Below are 16961 nucleotides of genomic sequence, written 5' to 3'. Positions count from 1 at the left end.
TGTTAGTGATTATTGGCATGGAAGGACAAATGGACAAAATTGACAGGCAACTGATCAACTTGATGCAGAAGGATGCAACCCTGACTACGGCAGAGCTCGCTGACAAAGTAGGATTATCGGCATCACCTTGTGCAAGACGCATTAAGCGTTTAGAGCAGGAGGGCGTAATTAGCGGTTATCGAGCCATTGTGTCCAGAGACACGGTGGGTATTGCGATGACCGTATTTGTTGAAGTCAGTTTGAACAACCACCAAGCTTCTTCGATTGATGAATTTGAACATGCTGTTGTTGAAATGGACGAAGTGATCTCGTGCCATGTTGTATCAGGGGCTTATGATTATTTGTTAGAAGTGGTCAGCAAAGATCTCGCTGGTTATGAAACATTCACTAGAAAGCTACAACGATTAGAAAACGTAAAAGATATCCATACGCACTTGGCGATTAGACAAGTGAAAGGAAATGGAAGCTTGCCGATTTATGCATAAGAAAGATGAAATTTCTCGATAGACTTAAGATTGCTCACTATCACCGAAAGCGATACCGACAGTTCGTTACAGACAGAGCGCGAACGCTGGGATGGAGAGATAAGTACAGCCAAATCAGTCGATTTGAAGCTTTGTGCCGTGGGTTAACGTTAGACGGTTCAAGTCTTTTAGATATTGGGTGCGGCTACGGAGACTTATTAGCGTTTATTGAGTTCAACAATCTGCGCCCCCAAAGTTATATTGGCATTGATCAGCAAAAACAGTTTATCTCTGAGGCCAGAAAGCGGGACTTTCGTACTCAAAGTGAGTTCGTATGCGGTGACTTTTCAACGTTGGTATTGCCCCGTAGTGATTATGTCTTTGCTTCTGGATCATTGAATTATCAATCCGCGAATCCAAGTCATACCATTGAGATGATCGAGAAAATGTACCGGGCCGCAGAGAAAGGGTGCGTGTTTAACTTATTGGATGAAGAAAAGCTGCCGAGCATGAGAATGCTCGCATCGCATAATAAAGTTGGGGTGTTACGCTATTGCCGATGGCTATGTCCAGACGCACAATTGATTGAGGGTTATTCCGATCACGACTTTACGATTGCGATGATCAAAAAAGCGGAATCAGTTTCCTGACTCCGCCTTATAAATTCTTAAGCCTTATTGGTGCTTGTATTGTGAGATTTCACAGATACCTGTGTATCTATCAACCTTGAATGAGAACGCAGCTGAATGGTATTCCCTCCCATCACTCCAAATTGTTTCTCCGAAGATTTTACAAAGGTCCAAATCGCTGATTGAACCAAACTCTTTTACGTGCCTGACTACTGACAAAAACTTGGCTTTGGTAGCATTAGGACAGTCCCTGTTACTTAATCGATTGATAACCATGGTTGTAGCATCATCTCCAGCCAAATGTGACTTTTTATTAAATTTTATTAATGGGTAAATTAACCAAAAATTGGCCATAAGTAAAGCATTATTGTGACGTATGTCTCTATAAGTTGCCTCTCTTGGTCATGGTTTAGTCAAGTTTGTAAAAGGGAACAGTCCCATTTTTTACATATAATGTTGGGATCACTAAAAGAGGGAATTAAAGCACGAATAACGTCCAATATTGGAGTGAAAACCCGACATCGTCTTTTCAAAACGGGCTCGATTTTTACCTCGAAACATCTTGAGCGTATTGAAGCGATCTCGCTTCTTTATCATAGAGTTGCGCTAGTGCTTGGTACTGTGAAGAAAGGCGTTTGTAATCCTCGGTAAGTTGCAAAGCGTTGGTGTTATACCACTCCGCAGTGATTTGATTGGCAGTTTCGTTTGACTCACGGCACTTTTGGGCAAGTTTCTTCCATCCATTTGCTGACCATTGAGATTGTGTGCTCAATTTAATCAACTCATTAGCTTTAGTCGTGAGTTCTTCTTTATATTGAATGGAGGCTTTTAATTGAGTTTTGAACGCATTTTGGTTCGAGCGAGCGCGCCAAAGTAACACGAGTTCATGTAGGGAAAAGGTTTGGGACAATAACTGGCGCTGCTTATGTTCGGCTAAAAGTGCATTGAATACCTCAACATGCTTATTGTAATTGGACTCTAAACGATTGAATTGGGTAAGATTGTCATTCCACGACGACGGGTTACATTGAATATTGGCGTGTCCCATAATGGGGAACAGAAGAAACAACAGTATCCAATTGAGTTTGTTGATCATTATTTCTCGCGTTAGTTAACCGACCCTTTTGAGTATATACCCAAATCTCCGCGACATGCGTGTTGCCGGTGAGATAAGAACAAAGAATGAAAAGGAAAAGTACATGAAGAAAATTCTCATCGCATTGATTGTCATACTGTTGCTCGGTGGGGCGGGTGCTGGATACTATTTCTTCTTCATGCAGAAAGATGAACCTGAGGCGACAAAAGCGGTGCAAGTGGACCAAGCGCCAGTGGAAGAAGAAATATCTAAACCGATTCTGGATTTAGAAACCGCCCCCCCTGAAGTGACCGAATACTATGTCATTGAGCGTCGAATCAATGTTTACAATAAGCCAAATGCTAATGCTTTGGTTGTCGATACGCTCTATAAGGGAGAAAAAGTATCGGTGTTAGAAAAAGTGGATGGTTGGTATCGAATCTCTGGTTACCTTGTTTATGAAGAGGGCGGTGAAGAAAAAGCTGAGTGGTTGAATTCCGAAGGATTATCTGATGCAGAGCCAGTTATTAAAGAACAAGAGCGTTTAGAAATACTGGATGGATATTTGCAGAAGTCGGATGATTTAAAAGTCCACTTAGACATCTTCCGCAAGAAAACCCAGCAATTGTTAGACGATGAAACCTGTGATCCGAGTGATTTTGAAGAGCTCGGTGGCTGGGTTCGTTCGGTTACTTATGACAAGCGCAATGTGTACTTCATTTATTGTGGTGGTTTGGAGCAAGAGAACAAAATCTATTTAGATGTCGATAAAGGCGATATCTTTTACCGCTAACAGAGCGCCTTTAGTTTAAAGCCTCTAGAGATTTATAACTTTTTAGTTGTGAACCATAATTAATAGGAATACTATCATCGAGTCGAGTGAAAAAACTCGACTCGTTTTGTTTTTAGTGAGTTCTTATGTCTCAGATTTGCTTGAAAAAATTGCTTTTTATGCTGCTTGCGATGGTATTGCTACCAGCGCATGTTTTTGCTGCGCAAATCGATCAGAAAGCTCATTTACCTTACTTTTCTAAGCTGCAACCATTTGTTGCGAGTATTGCTTTTGCAAATACCTCAATCGATTTTTCTGAAGTCTCAGAAGAAACGACGCAGTCTCCGATTTCTGAAAGTCACGCAAGACTCGATACGCTAGCCCTATTTAACACTCAACGTTGGGTTTCTCACTTACGTGAAGGCCTCGATGATGAGCATGTTGACGTTATTGGTGACCTAAACACGCCTTTCTATGCTGACGCAGGTTATGCCTACAGCCTGATGGATATCAATTGGCGTCAAAACCAGTACACTTTTTATCATTTCACAAGCGATCATCGCATTTCTGGTTGGAAAGAGACCAACGCAATGTACGTCGCACTCAATAGTCAATTTTCTGCCTAAACACCATCTATTTGCACCATTGTGCACTCTTAACACGACGATTGTATTCAACAGGGCGTAACCGTCCTGAGCATTTCATACCCTGAATTTTTTTCTGGGGGCATCTGTCGTGTGTTAAGCCTTGTTATTAAAAGCTTCACTTCGTAGTGAAGGGATGATGTTTACATGAAAAAAACAGCAAAGCAGCAAAAGAACAGAAAGCTGATGAATCACTATTCAGCTTGGAAATATGTCGTATTAATCACTACGGTCATTATCTTAACGTTAAGCGCGATTCCGACTTGGTTCGGTGAGCAACCATCGATCCAGCTAACGTTTTCAAACCAAAACAGCAGTGAAATGTCGGTTGTTCAGTTGAATCAACTACTGAAAACCAATCACATCTCAGCAGACAAAATCATCGAAAAAGATGGCAAAACAACCATTGTATTCGATGATGAAAATGCGCAAAGCAAAGCTCGTGCGTTACTAAACAATGAGCTAAATAAAGAAGACAGCATTACCTTCTCATATGTGTCTGTTGCTCCAGAGTGGCTGAATGAGATGGGTTTTAGCCCAATCAAACTCGGTCTTGACCTTCGCGGTGGGGTACAGTTCCTCTTGAATGTCGACGTAAATAAAGCATTTGAGGAGCAACGTAATGCTTTGATCGATGAGATCAAAGCAAGCCTGCGAGATCAGCGCGTGCGTGGTGTACAAATTCGCGCAGAAAGTGGTAACCGCATTGCGGTAAACAGTGAGAGTGATACCGCCCTAGCTGAAGTAAACAAATTCTTGCGTCAAAACTATCCTGGTTGGGTGGTGAAAAGCTCGTCTCGCGGTTTTGTTCTTGAGCCAAGTGAGCAGAATATTCAAGAGTTCCAATCAACGACATTGCAACAAAACTTGAAGATTATGCGTGGTCGTATTGAAGAGCTAGGTATTACGGAAGCATTAGTTCAGCGTCAGGGTAAAGACAGCATTCGTATTGAGCTCCCAGGTGTACAAGACCCAGCACAAGCGAAAAACGTTATTGGTGCCACTGCGAGTTTGGCATTCTACGAAGTGAAAGATGCAGGCCAAGCGCGAAGCGGCCAAGATCTTGTGCTGAAAGATAACGATGGCCGAACGGTTATTCTGGAGAAACGACCAGTCCTAACGGGTGAGCACATTGTTAACGCTCGTGCAGGCGTAGACAATATGGGTATGTCAGAAGTTAACATCTCGCTTGACCACGCGGGCGGTAAAAAGATGAGTGATTTCTCTGCAACGCATATTGGCAAGCCAATGGCGACGGTTTACCGCGAATACAAGACAAACGATCGTGGCGTAACGGAGCGCAGCGAGCGCGTTATCAGCGTTGCGACTATTCAATCTCAACTTGGTAGCCAATTCCGTATTACCGGCGCTGGCAGCATGGACGAAGCGCAGCAGTTAGCGCTATTACTTCGTGCGGGGTCGCTAACAGCCCCGGTTACTATCGTAGAAGAGCGCACTATTGGTGCTTCTTTGGGAGCTGAAAACATTGAAAATGGCTTTGCGGCACTTGCTTTGGGTATGGGTTTAACACTGACCTTTATGGCCCTTTGGTACCGCCGCTTAGGTTGGGTGGCGAACGTGGCGCTTTGTGCCAACATGCTTTGTTTGCTTGGCTTAATTGCCTTGTTACCAGGTGCGGTGCTAACGCTTCCAGGTATTGCAGGGTTGGTGTTAACCGTTGGTATGGCAGTGGACACCAACGTTATTATCTTCGAACGTATTAAGGACAAAATGCGTGAAGGCCGCAGTTTCGCTCAAGCGATTGATCTGGGCTTTGATAGCGCGTTCTCGACCATCCTTGATGCCAACATTACTACCATGATCACCGCCGTGATTTTATACGCCATCGGTAACGGCCCAATCCAAGGCTTTGCCTTAACACTCGGATTAGGTTTGTTAACCAGTATGTTTACAGGCGTATTTGCCTCTCGAGCAATGATCAATTTAATTTGGGGCCGAGATGCCCGTCGTGATGTAAGGGTTTAATCATGGTCGAAATGCTAAAACAAAATATTCGTAAAATTCGCCACTTCACTACGCTAGTTTCTATCGTTTTGACGGTGATCGCACTTGGTGCTCTGGGCTTTAAAGGGTTGAATCTCGGCTTGGATTTCACTGGTGGTATGGTGACAGAAGTGAAAGTCGATAAGTCGTTAACCAACCACGATCTGCTTGATGCACTACAACCAAAACTTGGTGAATCAACCTCTGTCACCCGCACAGGTGAAGATGGTCGTTGGCTCATTCGCTACTCAGCCCCTGAAGAAGGGCAAACTCTGCCAAGTGTGGAAGAGGTATTAAAGCCAGTTTCACATCAAGTTGATGTCGTCAGCAACAGTATTGTTGGTGCTCAAGTTGGCCAGGATTTGTTTGACCAAGGCGGTTTAGCACTATTGATTTGTGTGCTGAGCATCCTTGGTTACTTGTGTTTCCGTTTTGAATGGCGCTTAGCGAGTGGCTCTGTATTTGCTCTGGCTCATGACGTAATTGTCGTCCTCGGCTTCTTCGCCGTTACCCAAATGGAATTCAACTTAACGGTTTTTGCTGCCGTATTGGCAATTTTAGGCTACTCATTGAATGATTCGATCATCATTTCAGATCGAATTCGTGAGCTACTGATCGCGAAACAAAGTTGGAAAATGGAAGACATCAATGACCAGGCTGTCATCGCGACGTTCTCTAGAACGATGGTGACATCAGGCACAACACTGATTACTGTTGGTGCACTATGGATTATGGGGGGAGCACCGCTAGCGGGTTTCTCAACAGCGATGTTTATTGGTGTGCTATCAGGTACATGGTCTTCCATTTCCATTGGTACCGTATTACCTGAACTGTTCAAGCTCGAACCGAAGCATTACTTGCCTGTTGAGATTGATACCGCGCCGTAATACGAGGTGCTGAAGGTAAAAAGTGCTCGCGCCACTCAGTTTGAGTGGCGTTTTACTTTGTGCTATTTCACACGCATCAGGCGGTGTTTGACGTGACCTAAATCGAACTCAATGATTTGAGAGCGCTTCATCGATTCAACCAGGCGCAACATGGATGTGTGATAACCTTTCTTTTTCATCCATTGCAATGGCTCGGAAAAGCTGTCTTCGTTTACAATGTAAGATTCGCCTTTGTGTTCTCCAGCATAAACGTTTACGACCCAAACCCGGGCCTGAAAATCTAATACTGTACTTATGTTTCGCGTAATTTTTCTTAGGATATTTTTCATCATTTCCAGCGTTGCTTTAGCTCAGTAATAGCCAAACACCAACCCCCATCATTAAAGTGCCCGCGATACGGTTCATCAGGCGCACATTCTTTGATTGACCCAACACGCGTTTCAGTCCTTTACCACCAGTGGCATACAGAGACATACAAATGAACTCAAAAAGAAGGATGATGGAGACAAGCACGATCAGCTGTGGAGCAAGAGCCGCATTTTGATCGATAAAAGGCGGCAGTAGAGAAATCATAAATGCCCAGCCTTTTGGGTTTGCGATAGCGGTAACGAAGCCTTGCATGATGAGCGCGACGTTGCCACTTCTGGGTTTTTCTAAATTATCGACATTTATTGCTAACTTACCTCGAGATCGCCACATTTCTACACCAAGATAGAGTAAGTAGCCGCCACCAATAAACTTGAGTGCGATAAACATCCAAGGATAGTTGAGCATGATCGCTGCGATCCCTAGTACTGCCGAGACTGAAACCAGCGCGACACCGACGAGTTCACCAATCATCATCCATAATGTGCGGCGATAACCGATACTCATTCCTAGCGTTAAGGCGAGCGTCATGCACATTCCTGGTGTAATTGAGACAAAAAAGAAGGTAGGGATGAACATACTGAGCAATGCAAGATTCATGTTTGTTGATAACTAAGTGATTTGATAGAAGCCACAAAGATAGTGCAAATTGATAAAGGATACTATCCCCAAATAACCTCAAGGTGCTTAGGTTCAGCGAGAATGACTTGGCTCACAGGCACGGCAACGATTTGAAGATCTAGTGGTTCTAAATCAAAAATCGTTAACAAAGGCTGTGGGATAAGGAAACTCGCCCTGCGGAGCATGTCACTGACACGATTTCTGCATCTTGACGTCATTTGGGTATAACATCAATTTACTGGGTTAAAGAATCTAGATGATTGCTTTAGGAGATGGCACCATCGAATATTGCACCGTACCGGTACTTCAATAGATAAAAAGTGATTCGATACGTTAAATGCTAGTTAATTGATGTTATTTGGATATTTAAAATAAAACTGAAATTATTTTTTAATTGCTGCGTCATAATAGTGCGAACTGCACCAAAATGAGACGTTTTCTTCTATTGTTTACATTCTAAATATACCACTTTTCATAAGCGAAACTATAAATATAAAATTAAGTTTATACTGTCTTAAATATCATTTAAGTTAGTAATTAAATGATATTACTGACAATTGCTTATATTGATATTTGAATTATTATTCTAATCGTATTTATAGATAACAACTCTCAGCATGAGAGTTGTATCCGAAATCATGAGATGATGTAACGTCCACTGTTCGGTATGTAAATTATTGATAAATAATGATTAAATTTATTTTCTGATAAGCTTGTGTTTAACTTAAATTTATTTAAAACAATGACTTATAAAGAGTTAACCATTTTATAACATTTCATGTTTAATGAGATCTAAATCAATCTTATGCAAATGGATTAGTTTTTTATTTGAAATGTAATATTTCTGGTTTAACTTAAAATAAAAGGCATCACAGGATTGATAGCCAAAAGAATAAATAAACACGTCAGTTGGTGATTTATTTCATCAGTGTATTTAGTTTGCTTTTTTAAATGCCGTTAAGAATGGAGTCTTCGATGAAGAAAGTCGCTTTGATCACCGGATCAAAAGGCGGAATTGGTTCTGCTATTTCCTCTCAATTAGTGAATGATGGTTACCGTGTAATCGCTACTTATTTCACAGGCAACTATGAATGTGCGTTGGAGTGGTTCAACAGTAAAGGGTTTACCAAAGATCAGGTTCGCCTTTTTGAGTTGGACGTAACAAACACTGCAGAGTGTGCAGAAAAGTTAGCGCAATTGCTTGAGGAAGAAGGGACCATTGATGTCGTTATCAACAACGCAGGTATCACACGTGATGGCGTGTTTAAAAAGATGACTGCGCAAGCTTGGAATGATGTCATTAATACCAACCTCAATAGTCTATTCAACGTTACGCAACCTCTGTTCGCTGCGATGTGCGAAAAAGGCGGTGGTCGTGTCATTAACATCTCTTCAGTCAATGGCCTAAAAGGGCAGTTTGGTCAAGCAAACTACTCGGCGGCGAAAGCTGGGATGATAGGTTTCTCTAAAGCCTTGGCGTATGAAGGTGCTCGTTCGGGTGTGACAGTAAATGTTATTGCGCCAGGTTACACTGGTACACCAATGGTTGAGCAAATGAAGCCAGAAGTATTGGAATCCATCACGAATCAAATCCCAATGAAACGCCTTGCTACACCAGAAGAAATTGCAGCATCAGTGAGCTTCTTGGTCAGCGATGCAGGGGCCTATATCACCGGTGAGACTTTGTCGGTGAATGGCGGCCTATACATGCACTAAGGAGAGAAGATGATGGAAAAAGTATTTATCGTAGCGGCGAAGCGCACTCCAATTGGCGCCTTTGGTGGCAGTCTTAAAAATACCTCTGCTGGTAATTTGGCAGCAGTAGCGATTAAAGGCGCGTTAGAAGCGGCAAAGTTGGCTGGTGATAAGATTGATGAGGTGATTGTTGGCAACGTTGTCGGCGCAGGCCAAGGCATGGGGGTTGGCCGCCAAGCCGCATTGTTTGCTGGGATTCCTGAATCTGTTCCTGCATACGGCGTAAACATGGTTTGCGGCAGTGGCATGAAAACCGTCATGGATGCGGTTTCACATATCCGTAGTGGCGATACAGAGATTGTTGTTGCAGCAGGTGTTGAGGTCATGTCTCAGATTCCGTTTGCCGCGCCAAGTAGTATTCGTGATGGCAACAAAATGGGCAACCTAGAGCTGAAAGACCTGCTCGTAGCAGACGGTTTAACCGACGTTTATAACCAATATCACATGGGTGTGACGGCAGAAAACGTTGCAAAAGAAATCGGCCTAACCCGTCAACAGCAAGACGAGTATGCGCTGTCTAGCCAACAGAAAGCGGTGGCGGCAATCGAAGCGGGCAAATTCAAAGACGAAATTGTGCCCGTAGAAGTAAAGCAACGCCGTGAAACGGTGCTATTTGATACCGACGAATACCCAAAGGCTAATGCGACCATGGAAGCGTTAAGCAAGCTGCGTCCTGCTTTTGACCGTGAAGGCACTGTGACTGCGGGGAATGCATCAGGTATTAACGATGGTGCGAGTGCAATTATCGTCGCGTCTGAGAGCGCAGTTAAAGCACATGGACTCACGCCTATTGCTGAGATCGTAAGCTATGCGCAATCGGGGCTTGATCCGAAAATTATGGGTCTAGGTCCAGTGGAGTCAGTCAATAAAGCATTAGCAAAAGCGGAATTAACGGTAAACGACATTGACGTTTACGAGTTAAACGAAGCATTTGCTGCGCAAGCACTTGGCGTGATTCATCAGTTGGCGGAAACCAACCAAGTTCCCGTTAACGCGATTCAAGATAAAGCGAACTTTAATGGTGGTGCTATCGCGCTAGGTCACCCACTTGGTGCATCGGGCAACCGAATCTTAGTGACGCTTGTTCACGAGCTTCATAAGCAAAATGGTCAATATGGTGTCGCATCACTTTGTGTGGGCGGCGGCATGGGGACGGCTGTGGTTATAAAAGCAGTTAAGTAATTATTTAAACGGACATTTTTAATTCTTTCTCTAGGAGATAAACCATGTACACAGATTTCTTCAAAACCTTTAGCGATCAAACTGAAAAAAATCTAGAACCTTACTTGAAGTTCAACAAGCTAGTGACAAAAAACGTAGAAGTGTTGACTGAGCTTCAACTGAACGCAATTCGTACTTACAGCGAAGTGGGTCTGAACCAAATGAAAGCGGCATCAGAAATCAAAGACGTAACGTCATTGACTGCTTTCAACAGCCAGCAACTAAGCGTTCTTACTAAGCTTTCTCAACAAATGATGGACGACAGCAACAAGCTTCAAGCTATTGCAAAAGAGTTCAAAGAAGACGTTGAGAAAATGACTTCGGAAAATCTAAAGACTGTTACTCCAGCGTAATTTGTCCGATTCTCGCCGCCTTAGGGTCTCTAGACCCTAATTTGGGCGGCGTTGTTTTTTCCGAATATAGGAGTAAGACTATGTTTCAGCACTTCTTTTCGGACTATCTTGTACAGCTTCAACAAACCAATCAACAGTGGTGGCATGATTTCGAAGTGAACAAGGCAGTCGTGAACTCTCCTTTAAATAAGGCCATGCAAGAAGTGAACTTGGAAGACACTGCCAAACTCTTCGAACAAGCTGTAAATCAACCTGCTGCGATCTTAAAACTGCAAGCAGAATGGTGGGAACAGCAGCTACAAATTTGGCAGAATGTCGCGTTGGCGGGTAATCAAAAACAGGTCATCGAAGCAGAAAAAGGGGACAAGCGTTTTTCTAATGAAGCGTGGCAAAATGAGGTGATGTATAGCTTCATTAAGCAATCCTACCTGTTATTCAGTAAGACTTATTTAGATACAATTGAGTCACTCGAAGGTTTGGATGAAAAATCTAAAGAGCGAATACTTTTCTTTTCTCGTCAAGCCATCAATGCACTTTCCCCTTCGAATTTCATCGCGACGAATCCAGAACTCTTGAAACTGACACTTGAGCAAAACGGTCAAAACCTTCTGGCTGGCTTAGAGCAGTTAAAAGAAGACGTTGAGTCCAGTGCGGACATTTTGAAAATTCGTATGACGAACAACAATGCGTTCCGCGTGGGTGATGACGTTGCGACCACTCCGGGCGATGTGGTTTTTCAAAACGAATTGTTTGAGTTGATTCAATATCGACCTCTAACAGAGAAAGTGAATGCGACGCCACTGCTCATCGTTCCGCCTTTCATTAATAAATACTACATCCTTGACTTAACAGCGAAGAACTCAATGGTTCGATGGTTGCTAGAGCAGGGACATAGCGTATTTATGATGTCTTGGCGCAACCCAGGCAAGGCACAAGCGCATGTAGAGTTTGGTGACTATGTGACAGAAGGCGTCGTCAAAGCCGTCGCCGCAATTGAAGATATAACGGGCCAAGAGCAAATCAACGCGGCTGGTTACTGTATCGGTGGTACGGTTCTGGCGAGCACGGTTGCGTACTATGCGGCAAAACGTATGAAGAAGCGTATTAAATCTGCGACTTTCTTCACCACATTGCTCGACTTTTCTCAGCCAGGCGAAGTTGGCGCGTACATCAATGACACCATTGTGAGTGCAATTGAGGCGCAAAACAACGCAAAAGGGTATATGGACGGTCGTTCATTAAGCGTCACATTCAGCTTACTGCGTGAAAACAGCTTGTACTGGAACTACTATGTCGACAACTACTTGAAGGGCAACAGCCCAGTCGATTTTGACTTGTTGTACTGGAACAGTGACAGCACCAACGTGAGTGCTGCCTCTCATAACTTTTTGCTTCGTGAGCTCTATTTAGAGAATAAGCTAGTGCAAGACAAAGGCGTCAAAATTGGTGGGGTATGGATTGACCTAAATAAGATCAAAATTCCTAGCTATTTTGTATCAACGAAAGAAGACCACATTGCGTTATGGCAGGGAACTTATCGTGGTGCCCTGAACACTGGTGGCAACAAAACGTTTGTTCTCGGTGAGTCGGGTCATATTGCGGGTATCGTAAACCCTCCAGCGAAAAATAAGTATGGTTATTGGTTGAACGATACTTTGGATGATTCGGCTGACGAGTGGTTGAATAATGCCGAGCACAAAGAGGGGTCGTGGTGGACACATTGGAATGAATGGCTACTTCAATTCAATCCTAAAGAGCAAGTCGAACCATTCCCTATTGGCTCGGAAGATCACCCAGCAATCGATGAAGCGCCAGGGCAATACGTCAAGCAGGTTCTGCCAGTAAAAGAGTCTTAAACAACTCCCTATAGCAGTAAATTTTAGCGACCTTTATGGTCGCTTTTTTTGGTCGTTACTGACTACCTTGTTATACCGATTGAATATACGTATCGGTTGAGGACATTTTGGGCTGAAAGTGACGGTGAATAAAAAAGCGCCGAGTAGATGCTCAGCGCTTAGTGTCAACAAATAGGCAAGTTGACGGGTAGAAGTGCGTTACGTTACACCTCTTTATCCTTACCAAATGACAGCAGCCAGAGAGAGATTGCTGCTACTGCCACAAAGCCGGAAAGAATAATTACAGGCATGGCGCTATAGCCAAGGATATGCCAAATTACAGATTCTAAAGTACTCATGGGAAGTCTCCTTAGTGCCAGCCTTCAACGCCGCTCATGTCCGGTAGTTTGTGCGCGATGCCTTTGTGACAATCTACGCAGGTTTTCTCTCCAGAAGCTAGCGCAGTAGAGTGCTGCTCCGCTGCTCGTGAGCCTTGTTGAGAGTAATCCATGTAATCAAACTCGTGACAGTTACGACACTCAAGAGAGTCATTCTTTTTCATTCGCGCCCACTCTCGCTCAGCAAGGTGTCCTCGACGCTCTTGGAACTTCTCTGGTGTATCGATAGTACGTAGAACATAGTGAGCGAATAGCTCTTTGGATGCTTGTACTTTACGAACGATCTTATCTGTCCATTCATGAGGAACGTGACAGTCTGAGCAGATGGCACGAACACCAGAACGGTTAGAGTAGTGAATTGTTTCTTGAATTTCAGCAACGATTGGTGCGTGACAGCCAGAACAGAACTCTTCTGTGTTGGTTGCCTCCATACCTGTGTTGAATGCGCCCCAAAATAAAAGACCGCCAGCAAAACCTAAGAACAAAACCACACCAGCGGCAGCTTTACTTGGGTTCTTCAGTCTTTTCCAAAACGCTTTAAGTATTTTCATAAATAACCTCTTCGTACTCGCGTTTCAATTACTGAAGCGAATCAACTGCCTCGAACTTGTTTTCAACTAGTGGCTTAGCATTAGTTTGTGGCACGTGGCATTGCAAACAGAAGTAACGACGAGGAGACATATCCGCCAATACAGCATCTTCTCGGTTTACATAGTGCGTTACGCTAATTTTAGTCGCGCCTGACTCTTTTGCATTTTTCCAGCTGTGGCACGCAAGACACTTGTTAGCATTTAACGACACTTCGTAGTGACGGATGCTGTGTGGGATCAACGGTGGTTGATAAACAAAGCTATCTTCAACAATCTGATCTTTAGGGAAGTCTTTGAACTCATCTGCTGGGCGTGTGTCTTCCAATTGAGACATTCCACGTAGAGACTCTAGACCGCCAATACCACCTGGATTATCTAACTCAGCTTGCGCAATGCCTGTCACTAAAGCACCTACAGATAAAAGTGCGACAAGTAATTTTTTCATCATTTCATCTCCGCCTTTATGGCTTAAATTCTTTATTAGGCCGCCATAGTGACGGCCGTAGCATTCGGTATCTGAAGGTTAAGCAATCTTAGTGATTTTGACTGGACACTTCTTAAAGTCTGTCTGTTTAGACAGTGGGTCAGTCGCATCTAGGATGAGCTTATTAATCAAAATACGTGCATCAAAGAACGGTACGAATACCAAACCTTTTGGCGGACGGTTACGACCGCGAGTTTCAACACGAACGCGTACTTCGCCGCGTTTGTTTGCCATGAGTACTTCTTCACCACGACGAACGTTACGCGCTTTTGCGTCTTCAGGGTGCATGTAACACACTGCGTCTGGTACTGCTTTGTATAGCTCAGGTACACGACGAGTCATGGTGCCTGTGTGCCAATGTTCAAGAACACGACCAGTACATAGCCACATATCAAACTCATCGTTTGGCACTTCTGGTGGCGCTTCATATGGTGCAGAGATAATCTTCGCTTTGCCGTCAGCATTGCCGTAGAAATCCCAACCAGAACCTTCTTTTGCGTATGGATCAGAACCTTCTTTAAAGCGCCATTGTGTTTCCTTACCATCAACAACTGGCCAACGTAGACCACGCACTTCATGGTAACGGTCGTATGGTGCTAAATCATGCCCGTGACCGCGGCCAAACGTTGCGTATTCCTCAAACAGACCTTTTTGAACATAGAAACCGAAGTGGTGGGCATCGTCATTCAATTCGCGAGCTTCTTCGATAGGGAACTTGTCGACATTACCATTGCGGTATAGTACGTCGTACATGGTTTTACCACGGTACTGAGGCGCTTTCGCTAGTAGCTCTTCAGGCCACACTTCTTCCATTTTGAAGCGTTTCGAGAACTCCATTAGCTGCCATAGGTCAGATTTTGCCTGACCGACCGTGCCCACTTGTTGGTACCAAGCTTGGGTACGACGCTCTGCGTTACCGTAAGCACCTTCTTTCTCAATCCACATTGCGGTAGGAAGAATAAGGTCTGCTGCTTGCGCTGTCGCTGTTGGGTATGGGTCAGACACAACGATGAAGTTTTCAGGGTTGCGGTAACCTGGAAGACGTTCTGTGTTGATGTTTGGACCCGCTTGCATGTTGTTATTACATTGAACCCAGTAACAGTTCAGAACACCATCATTCAACATGCGGTCTTGCAATACGGCGTGGAAGCCAGGTTTTGGTGGAATCGTCCCTTCTGGCAGTTTCCAGATGTCTTCCGCAATCTTACGGTGTTTCGGGTTAGCTACTACCATGTCTGCAGGTAGACGGTGAGCGAAAGTACCAACCTCACGAGCGGTACCACACGCAGATGGTTGACCCGTTAGTGAGAATGGGCTGTTACCCGGAGTCGAGATCTTACCGGTTAGTAGGTGGATGTTGTAAACCAAGTTATTCATCCACACGCCACGAGTATGTTGGTTCATACCCATCGTCCATAGAGACATCACTTTCGTATTTGGATTGGCGTATTGCTTCGCAAGCTCGATAAGCTTCTCTTTTTCAACACCAGAGATTTCAGAGGCTTTCTCAGCTGTGTAAGGTGCAACAGACTTTTTGTACTCTTCGAAAGAGATAGACGTTAGTTTGCCTGAGTTAGGATTCTTCGCTGCTTTTTGTAGCGGATCATCGTCACGTAGGCCGTAACCGATGTCGGTATCTGCTTGAGTGAAGTTAGTGTGCTTGTTCACGAAGTCCCAGTTTACCGCATCGTTTTCGATGATGTAGTTCGCGATGAAGTTAGCAATCGCTAGGTCAGACTGTGGATTAAAAATGTAGCCGTGATCTGCCAACTCAAATGAACGGTGGTAGTAAGTAGAAAGCACGTTCACTTTAACGTGAGGGTGACTTAGGCGACGGTCAGTAATACGAGTCCATAGAACAGGGTGCATCTCTGCCATGTTCGAGCCCCATAGAACGAATGCGTCTGCGTTCTCAAAGTCATCGTAACAACCCATCGGCTCATCGATACCGAATGCGCGCATAAAGCCAACTACAGCAGAAGCCATACAGTGACGAGCGTTTGGATCAATGTTGTTTGAACGGAAGCCCGCTTTCATTAGCTTTGACGCAGCGTAGCCTTCCATTACTGTCCATTGGCCTGAGCCAAACATACCTACGCTTGTTGGACCTTTTTTCTCGAGGGAAGCTTTCCATTTCTCAGCCATGATGTCGAAAGCGTCATCCCAAGAGATAGGTGTAAATTCACCGTCTTTGTGGAATTTGCCATCTTTCATTCTCAGCATCGGCTGGGTCAGACGGTCTTGACCGTACATGATCTTAGAAAGGAAGTAGCCTTTAATACAGTTTAGGCCTTTGTTTACTGGTGCTTCTGGGTCACCCTGTGTTGCTACCACTTTGCCATTTTGAGTACCAACAAGAACAGAACAGCCTGTACCACAGAAACGACAAGGTGCTTTGTCCCATGTGATTTTGGTTTGATCAGAGCTTGCAATCAGGTTGGCTGCAGATGCTGGTAGTGTCACACCTGCGACAGCAGCAGCTGATGCAGCCGCGTTTGCTTTCACAAACGCACGTCTTGTCATTTTCATACTTCACCCTCGATTTGGGAATGTTGTGTTCCAGTGTCTTCTTCATCCGTTTCTTCAAGCCCAGTTTCGATTTGGTGATAAACCAATACCGTGCTCAAGACATTCGGTAAATTGTTGATGGCATCGATAGTGTCTGTGATAAAACCTTGGTTTTCGGTTTCAAGCACGACGATAATCTTGCCTTCTGGACTGTCACCATAGATTTCCGCATTTTCATGTGCTTCGATCTGTTGTTTGATTTCGTCCAGATGTTCTGGCAGTACGTGTACTACCAAACTTGAAATATGCACTTCATTTAGTGACATATAGCTCTCTCATTTATTGCCTTTGGCCG

At 44.1% G+C, this 16961-nt stretch carries 18 protein-coding genes; 10 read left to right on the top strand and 8 right to left on the bottom strand.

The annotated features are described in order from the left end of the window. The first annotated feature begins 29 nt into the window (after window positions 1-29). Window positions 30-485 (top strand): Lrp/AsnC family transcriptional regulator, encoded by a 456-nt coding sequence (locus F7Y48_RS11080; protein WP_031780652.1) that lies wholly within the window; start codon window positions 30-32, stop codon window positions 483-485. Between the two features lie 5 nt (window positions 486-490). Further along, entirely contained in the window at window positions 491-1114 is a 624-nt protein-coding gene (locus F7Y48_RS11075; RefSeq protein WP_316684142.1) for a class I SAM-dependent methyltransferase, read from the top strand. 526 nt (window positions 1115-1640) lie between these two features. On the opposite strand, the gene F7Y48_RS11065 is transcribed toward F7Y48_RS11075, so the two are convergent. Then, complete coding sequence (locus tag F7Y48_RS11065; RefSeq protein ID WP_065646236.1) at window positions 1641-2189, bottom strand: ATPase; 549 nt, start codon at window positions 2187-2189, stop codon at window positions 1641-1643. Window positions 2190-2292: 103 nt separating this feature from the next. Here F7Y48_RS11065 and F7Y48_RS11060 point away from each other — a divergent pair, with 103 nt between their 5' ends. From F7Y48_RS11060 to secF, 4 genes are all read left to right on the top strand, one after another. After that, window positions 2293-2961 (top strand): SH3 domain-containing protein, encoded by a 669-nt coding sequence (locus F7Y48_RS11060; RefSeq protein ID WP_316684140.1) that lies wholly within the window; start codon window positions 2293-2295, stop codon window positions 2959-2961. A 125-nt stretch (window positions 2962-3086) separates the two neighbouring features. Further along, window positions 3087-3566: a hypothetical protein gene (locus F7Y48_RS11055; protein ID WP_006741155.1), complete on the top strand. Its 480-nt coding sequence runs from the start codon at window positions 3087-3089 to the stop codon at window positions 3564-3566. Window positions 3567-3731: 165 nt separating this feature from the next. Further along, window positions 3732-5570, top strand: coding sequence for a protein translocase subunit SecD (gene secD, locus F7Y48_RS11050; protein WP_199804262.1), 1839 nt, complete (start codon window positions 3732-3734; stop codon window positions 5568-5570). A gap of 2 nt (window positions 5571-5572) precedes the next feature. Beyond that, entirely contained in the window at window positions 5573-6475 is a 903-nt protein-coding gene (gene secF, locus F7Y48_RS11045) for a protein translocase subunit SecF (RefSeq protein ID WP_005397711.1), read from the top strand. Between the two features lie 62 nt (window positions 6476-6537). On the opposite strand, the gene F7Y48_RS11040 is transcribed toward secF, so the two are convergent. Both F7Y48_RS11040 and F7Y48_RS11035 read right to left on the bottom strand, forming a co-directional pair. After that, entirely contained in the window at window positions 6538-6804 is a 267-nt protein-coding gene (locus tag F7Y48_RS11040) for a hypothetical protein (RefSeq protein ID WP_258508650.1), read from the bottom strand. 16 nt (window positions 6805-6820) lie between these two features. Next, a complete protein-coding gene (locus F7Y48_RS11035; RefSeq protein ID WP_048624835.1) occupies window positions 6821-7441 on the bottom strand; it encodes a LysE family translocator in 621 nt (206 codons plus the stop codon). Between the two features lie 996 nt (window positions 7442-8437). Between F7Y48_RS11035 and F7Y48_RS11030 the strand changes: the two genes are divergently transcribed. From F7Y48_RS11030 to phaC, 4 genes are all read left to right on the top strand, one after another. Continuing rightward, complete coding sequence (locus F7Y48_RS11030) at window positions 8438-9178, top strand: SDR family oxidoreductase (protein WP_046875888.1); 741 nt, start codon at window positions 8438-8440, stop codon at window positions 9176-9178. A 12-nt stretch (window positions 9179-9190) separates the two neighbouring features. After that, entirely contained in the window at window positions 9191-10399 is a 1209-nt protein-coding gene (locus F7Y48_RS11025) for an acetyl-CoA C-acetyltransferase (protein ID WP_145473091.1), read from the top strand. A 44-nt stretch (window positions 10400-10443) separates the two neighbouring features. After that, window positions 10444-10791, top strand: coding sequence for a phasin family protein (locus F7Y48_RS11020; RefSeq protein ID WP_005398278.1), 348 nt, complete (start codon window positions 10444-10446; stop codon window positions 10789-10791). 80 nt (window positions 10792-10871) lie between these two features. Next, window positions 10872-12647, top strand: a complete 1776-nt coding sequence (gene phaC / locus F7Y48_RS11015) for a class I poly(R)-hydroxyalkanoic acid synthase (RefSeq protein WP_005398277.1) — start codon at window positions 10872-10874, stop codon at window positions 12645-12647. 203 nt (window positions 12648-12850) lie between these two features. Here phaC and F7Y48_RS11010 read toward each other — a convergent pair whose 3' ends face one another. The 5 genes from F7Y48_RS11010 to F7Y48_RS10990 all read right to left on the bottom strand — a co-directional run bounded on the left by F7Y48_RS11010 (window position 12851) and on the right by F7Y48_RS10990 (window position 16932). Continuing rightward, entirely contained in the window at window positions 12851-12985 is a 135-nt protein-coding gene (locus tag F7Y48_RS11010; protein ID WP_005373546.1) for a TIGR02808 family protein, read from the bottom strand. 11 nt (window positions 12986-12996) lie between these two features. Beyond that, window positions 12997-13575 (bottom strand): NapC/NirT family cytochrome c, encoded by a 579-nt coding sequence (locus F7Y48_RS11005; protein ID WP_005398274.1) that lies wholly within the window; start codon window positions 13573-13575, stop codon window positions 12997-12999. Window positions 13576-13603: 28 nt separating this feature from the next. Next, window positions 13604-14059 (bottom strand): nitrate reductase cytochrome c-type subunit, encoded by a 456-nt coding sequence (locus F7Y48_RS11000; protein ID WP_031780699.1) that lies wholly within the window; start codon window positions 14057-14059, stop codon window positions 13604-13606. 78 nt (window positions 14060-14137) lie between these two features. Further along, entirely contained in the window at window positions 14138-16627 is a 2490-nt protein-coding gene (gene napA / locus F7Y48_RS10995) for a periplasmic nitrate reductase subunit alpha (protein ID WP_006741149.1), read from the bottom strand. After that, window positions 16624-16932 carry a chaperone NapD gene (locus F7Y48_RS10990; protein WP_005398456.1) on the bottom strand — a complete coding sequence of 103 codons (309 nt, stop codon included), beginning with the start codon at window positions 16930-16932 and terminating at the stop codon, window positions 16624-16626. Before F7Y48_RS10990 ends, napA begins: the two co-directional genes overlap by 4 nt. Window positions 16933-16961 lie beyond the last annotated feature (29 nt).

The sequence above is a fragment of the Vibrio sp. 2-1-2a genome (genome assembly GCF_032648565.1).
In the GTDB taxonomy this organism is placed as follows: Bacteria; Pseudomonadota; Gammaproteobacteria; order Enterobacterales; family Vibrionaceae; genus Vibrio; species Vibrio diabolicus.
This window is presented reverse-complemented; position numbering and strand designations above follow the sequence as displayed.

Coding starts and splice junctions, on each gene's coding strand:
- F7Y48_RS11080 (WP_031780652.1), top strand. CDS start 30: ATGGACAAAATTGACAGGCAACTGATCAACTTGATGCAGAAGGATGCA.
- F7Y48_RS11075 (WP_316684142.1), top strand. CDS start 491: ATGAAATTTCTCGATAGACTTAAGATTGCTCACTATCACCGAAAGCGA.
- F7Y48_RS11065 (WP_065646236.1), bottom strand. CDS start 2,189: ATGATCAACAAACTCAATTGGATACTGTTGTTTCTTCTGTTCCCCATT.
- F7Y48_RS11060 (WP_316684140.1), top strand. CDS start 2,293: ATGAAGAAAATTCTCATCGCATTGATTGTCATACTGTTGCTCGGTGGG.
- F7Y48_RS11055 (WP_006741155.1), top strand. CDS start 3,087: ATGTCTCAGATTTGCTTGAAAAAATTGCTTTTTATGCTGCTTGCGATG.
- secD (WP_199804262.1), top strand. CDS start 3,732: ATGAAAAAAACAGCAAAGCAGCAAAAGAACAGAAAGCTGATGAATCAC.
- secF (WP_005397711.1), top strand. CDS start 5,573: ATGGTCGAAATGCTAAAACAAAATATTCGTAAAATTCGCCACTTCACT.
- F7Y48_RS11040 (WP_258508650.1), bottom strand. CDS start 6,804: ATGAAAAATATCCTAAGAAAAATTACGCGAAACATAAGTACAGTATTA.
- F7Y48_RS11035 (WP_048624835.1), bottom strand. CDS start 7,441: ATGAATCTTGCATTGCTCAGTATGTTCATCCCTACCTTCTTTTTTGTC.
- F7Y48_RS11030 (WP_046875888.1), top strand. CDS start 8,438: ATGAAGAAAGTCGCTTTGATCACCGGATCAAAAGGCGGAATTGGTTCT.
- F7Y48_RS11025 (WP_145473091.1), top strand. CDS start 9,191: ATGGAAAAAGTATTTATCGTAGCGGCGAAGCGCACTCCAATTGGCGCC.
- F7Y48_RS11020 (WP_005398278.1), top strand. CDS start 10,444: ATGTACACAGATTTCTTCAAAACCTTTAGCGATCAAACTGAAAAAAAT.
- phaC (WP_005398277.1), top strand. CDS start 10,872: ATGTTTCAGCACTTCTTTTCGGACTATCTTGTACAGCTTCAACAAACC.
- F7Y48_RS11010 (WP_005373546.1), bottom strand. CDS start 12,985: ATGAGTACTTTAGAATCTGTAATTTGGCATATCCTTGGCTATAGCGCC.
- F7Y48_RS11005 (WP_005398274.1), bottom strand. CDS start 13,575: ATGAAAATACTTAAAGCGTTTTGGAAAAGACTGAAGAACCCAAGTAAA.
- F7Y48_RS11000 (WP_031780699.1), bottom strand. CDS start 14,059: ATGAAAAAATTACTTGTCGCACTTTTATCTGTAGGTGCTTTAGTGACA.
- napA (WP_006741149.1), bottom strand. CDS start 16,627: ATGAAAATGACAAGACGTGCGTTTGTGAAAGCAAACGCGGCTGCATCA.
- F7Y48_RS10990 (WP_005398456.1), bottom strand. CDS start 16,932: ATGTCACTAAATGAAGTGCATATTTCAAGTTTGGTAGTACACGTACTG.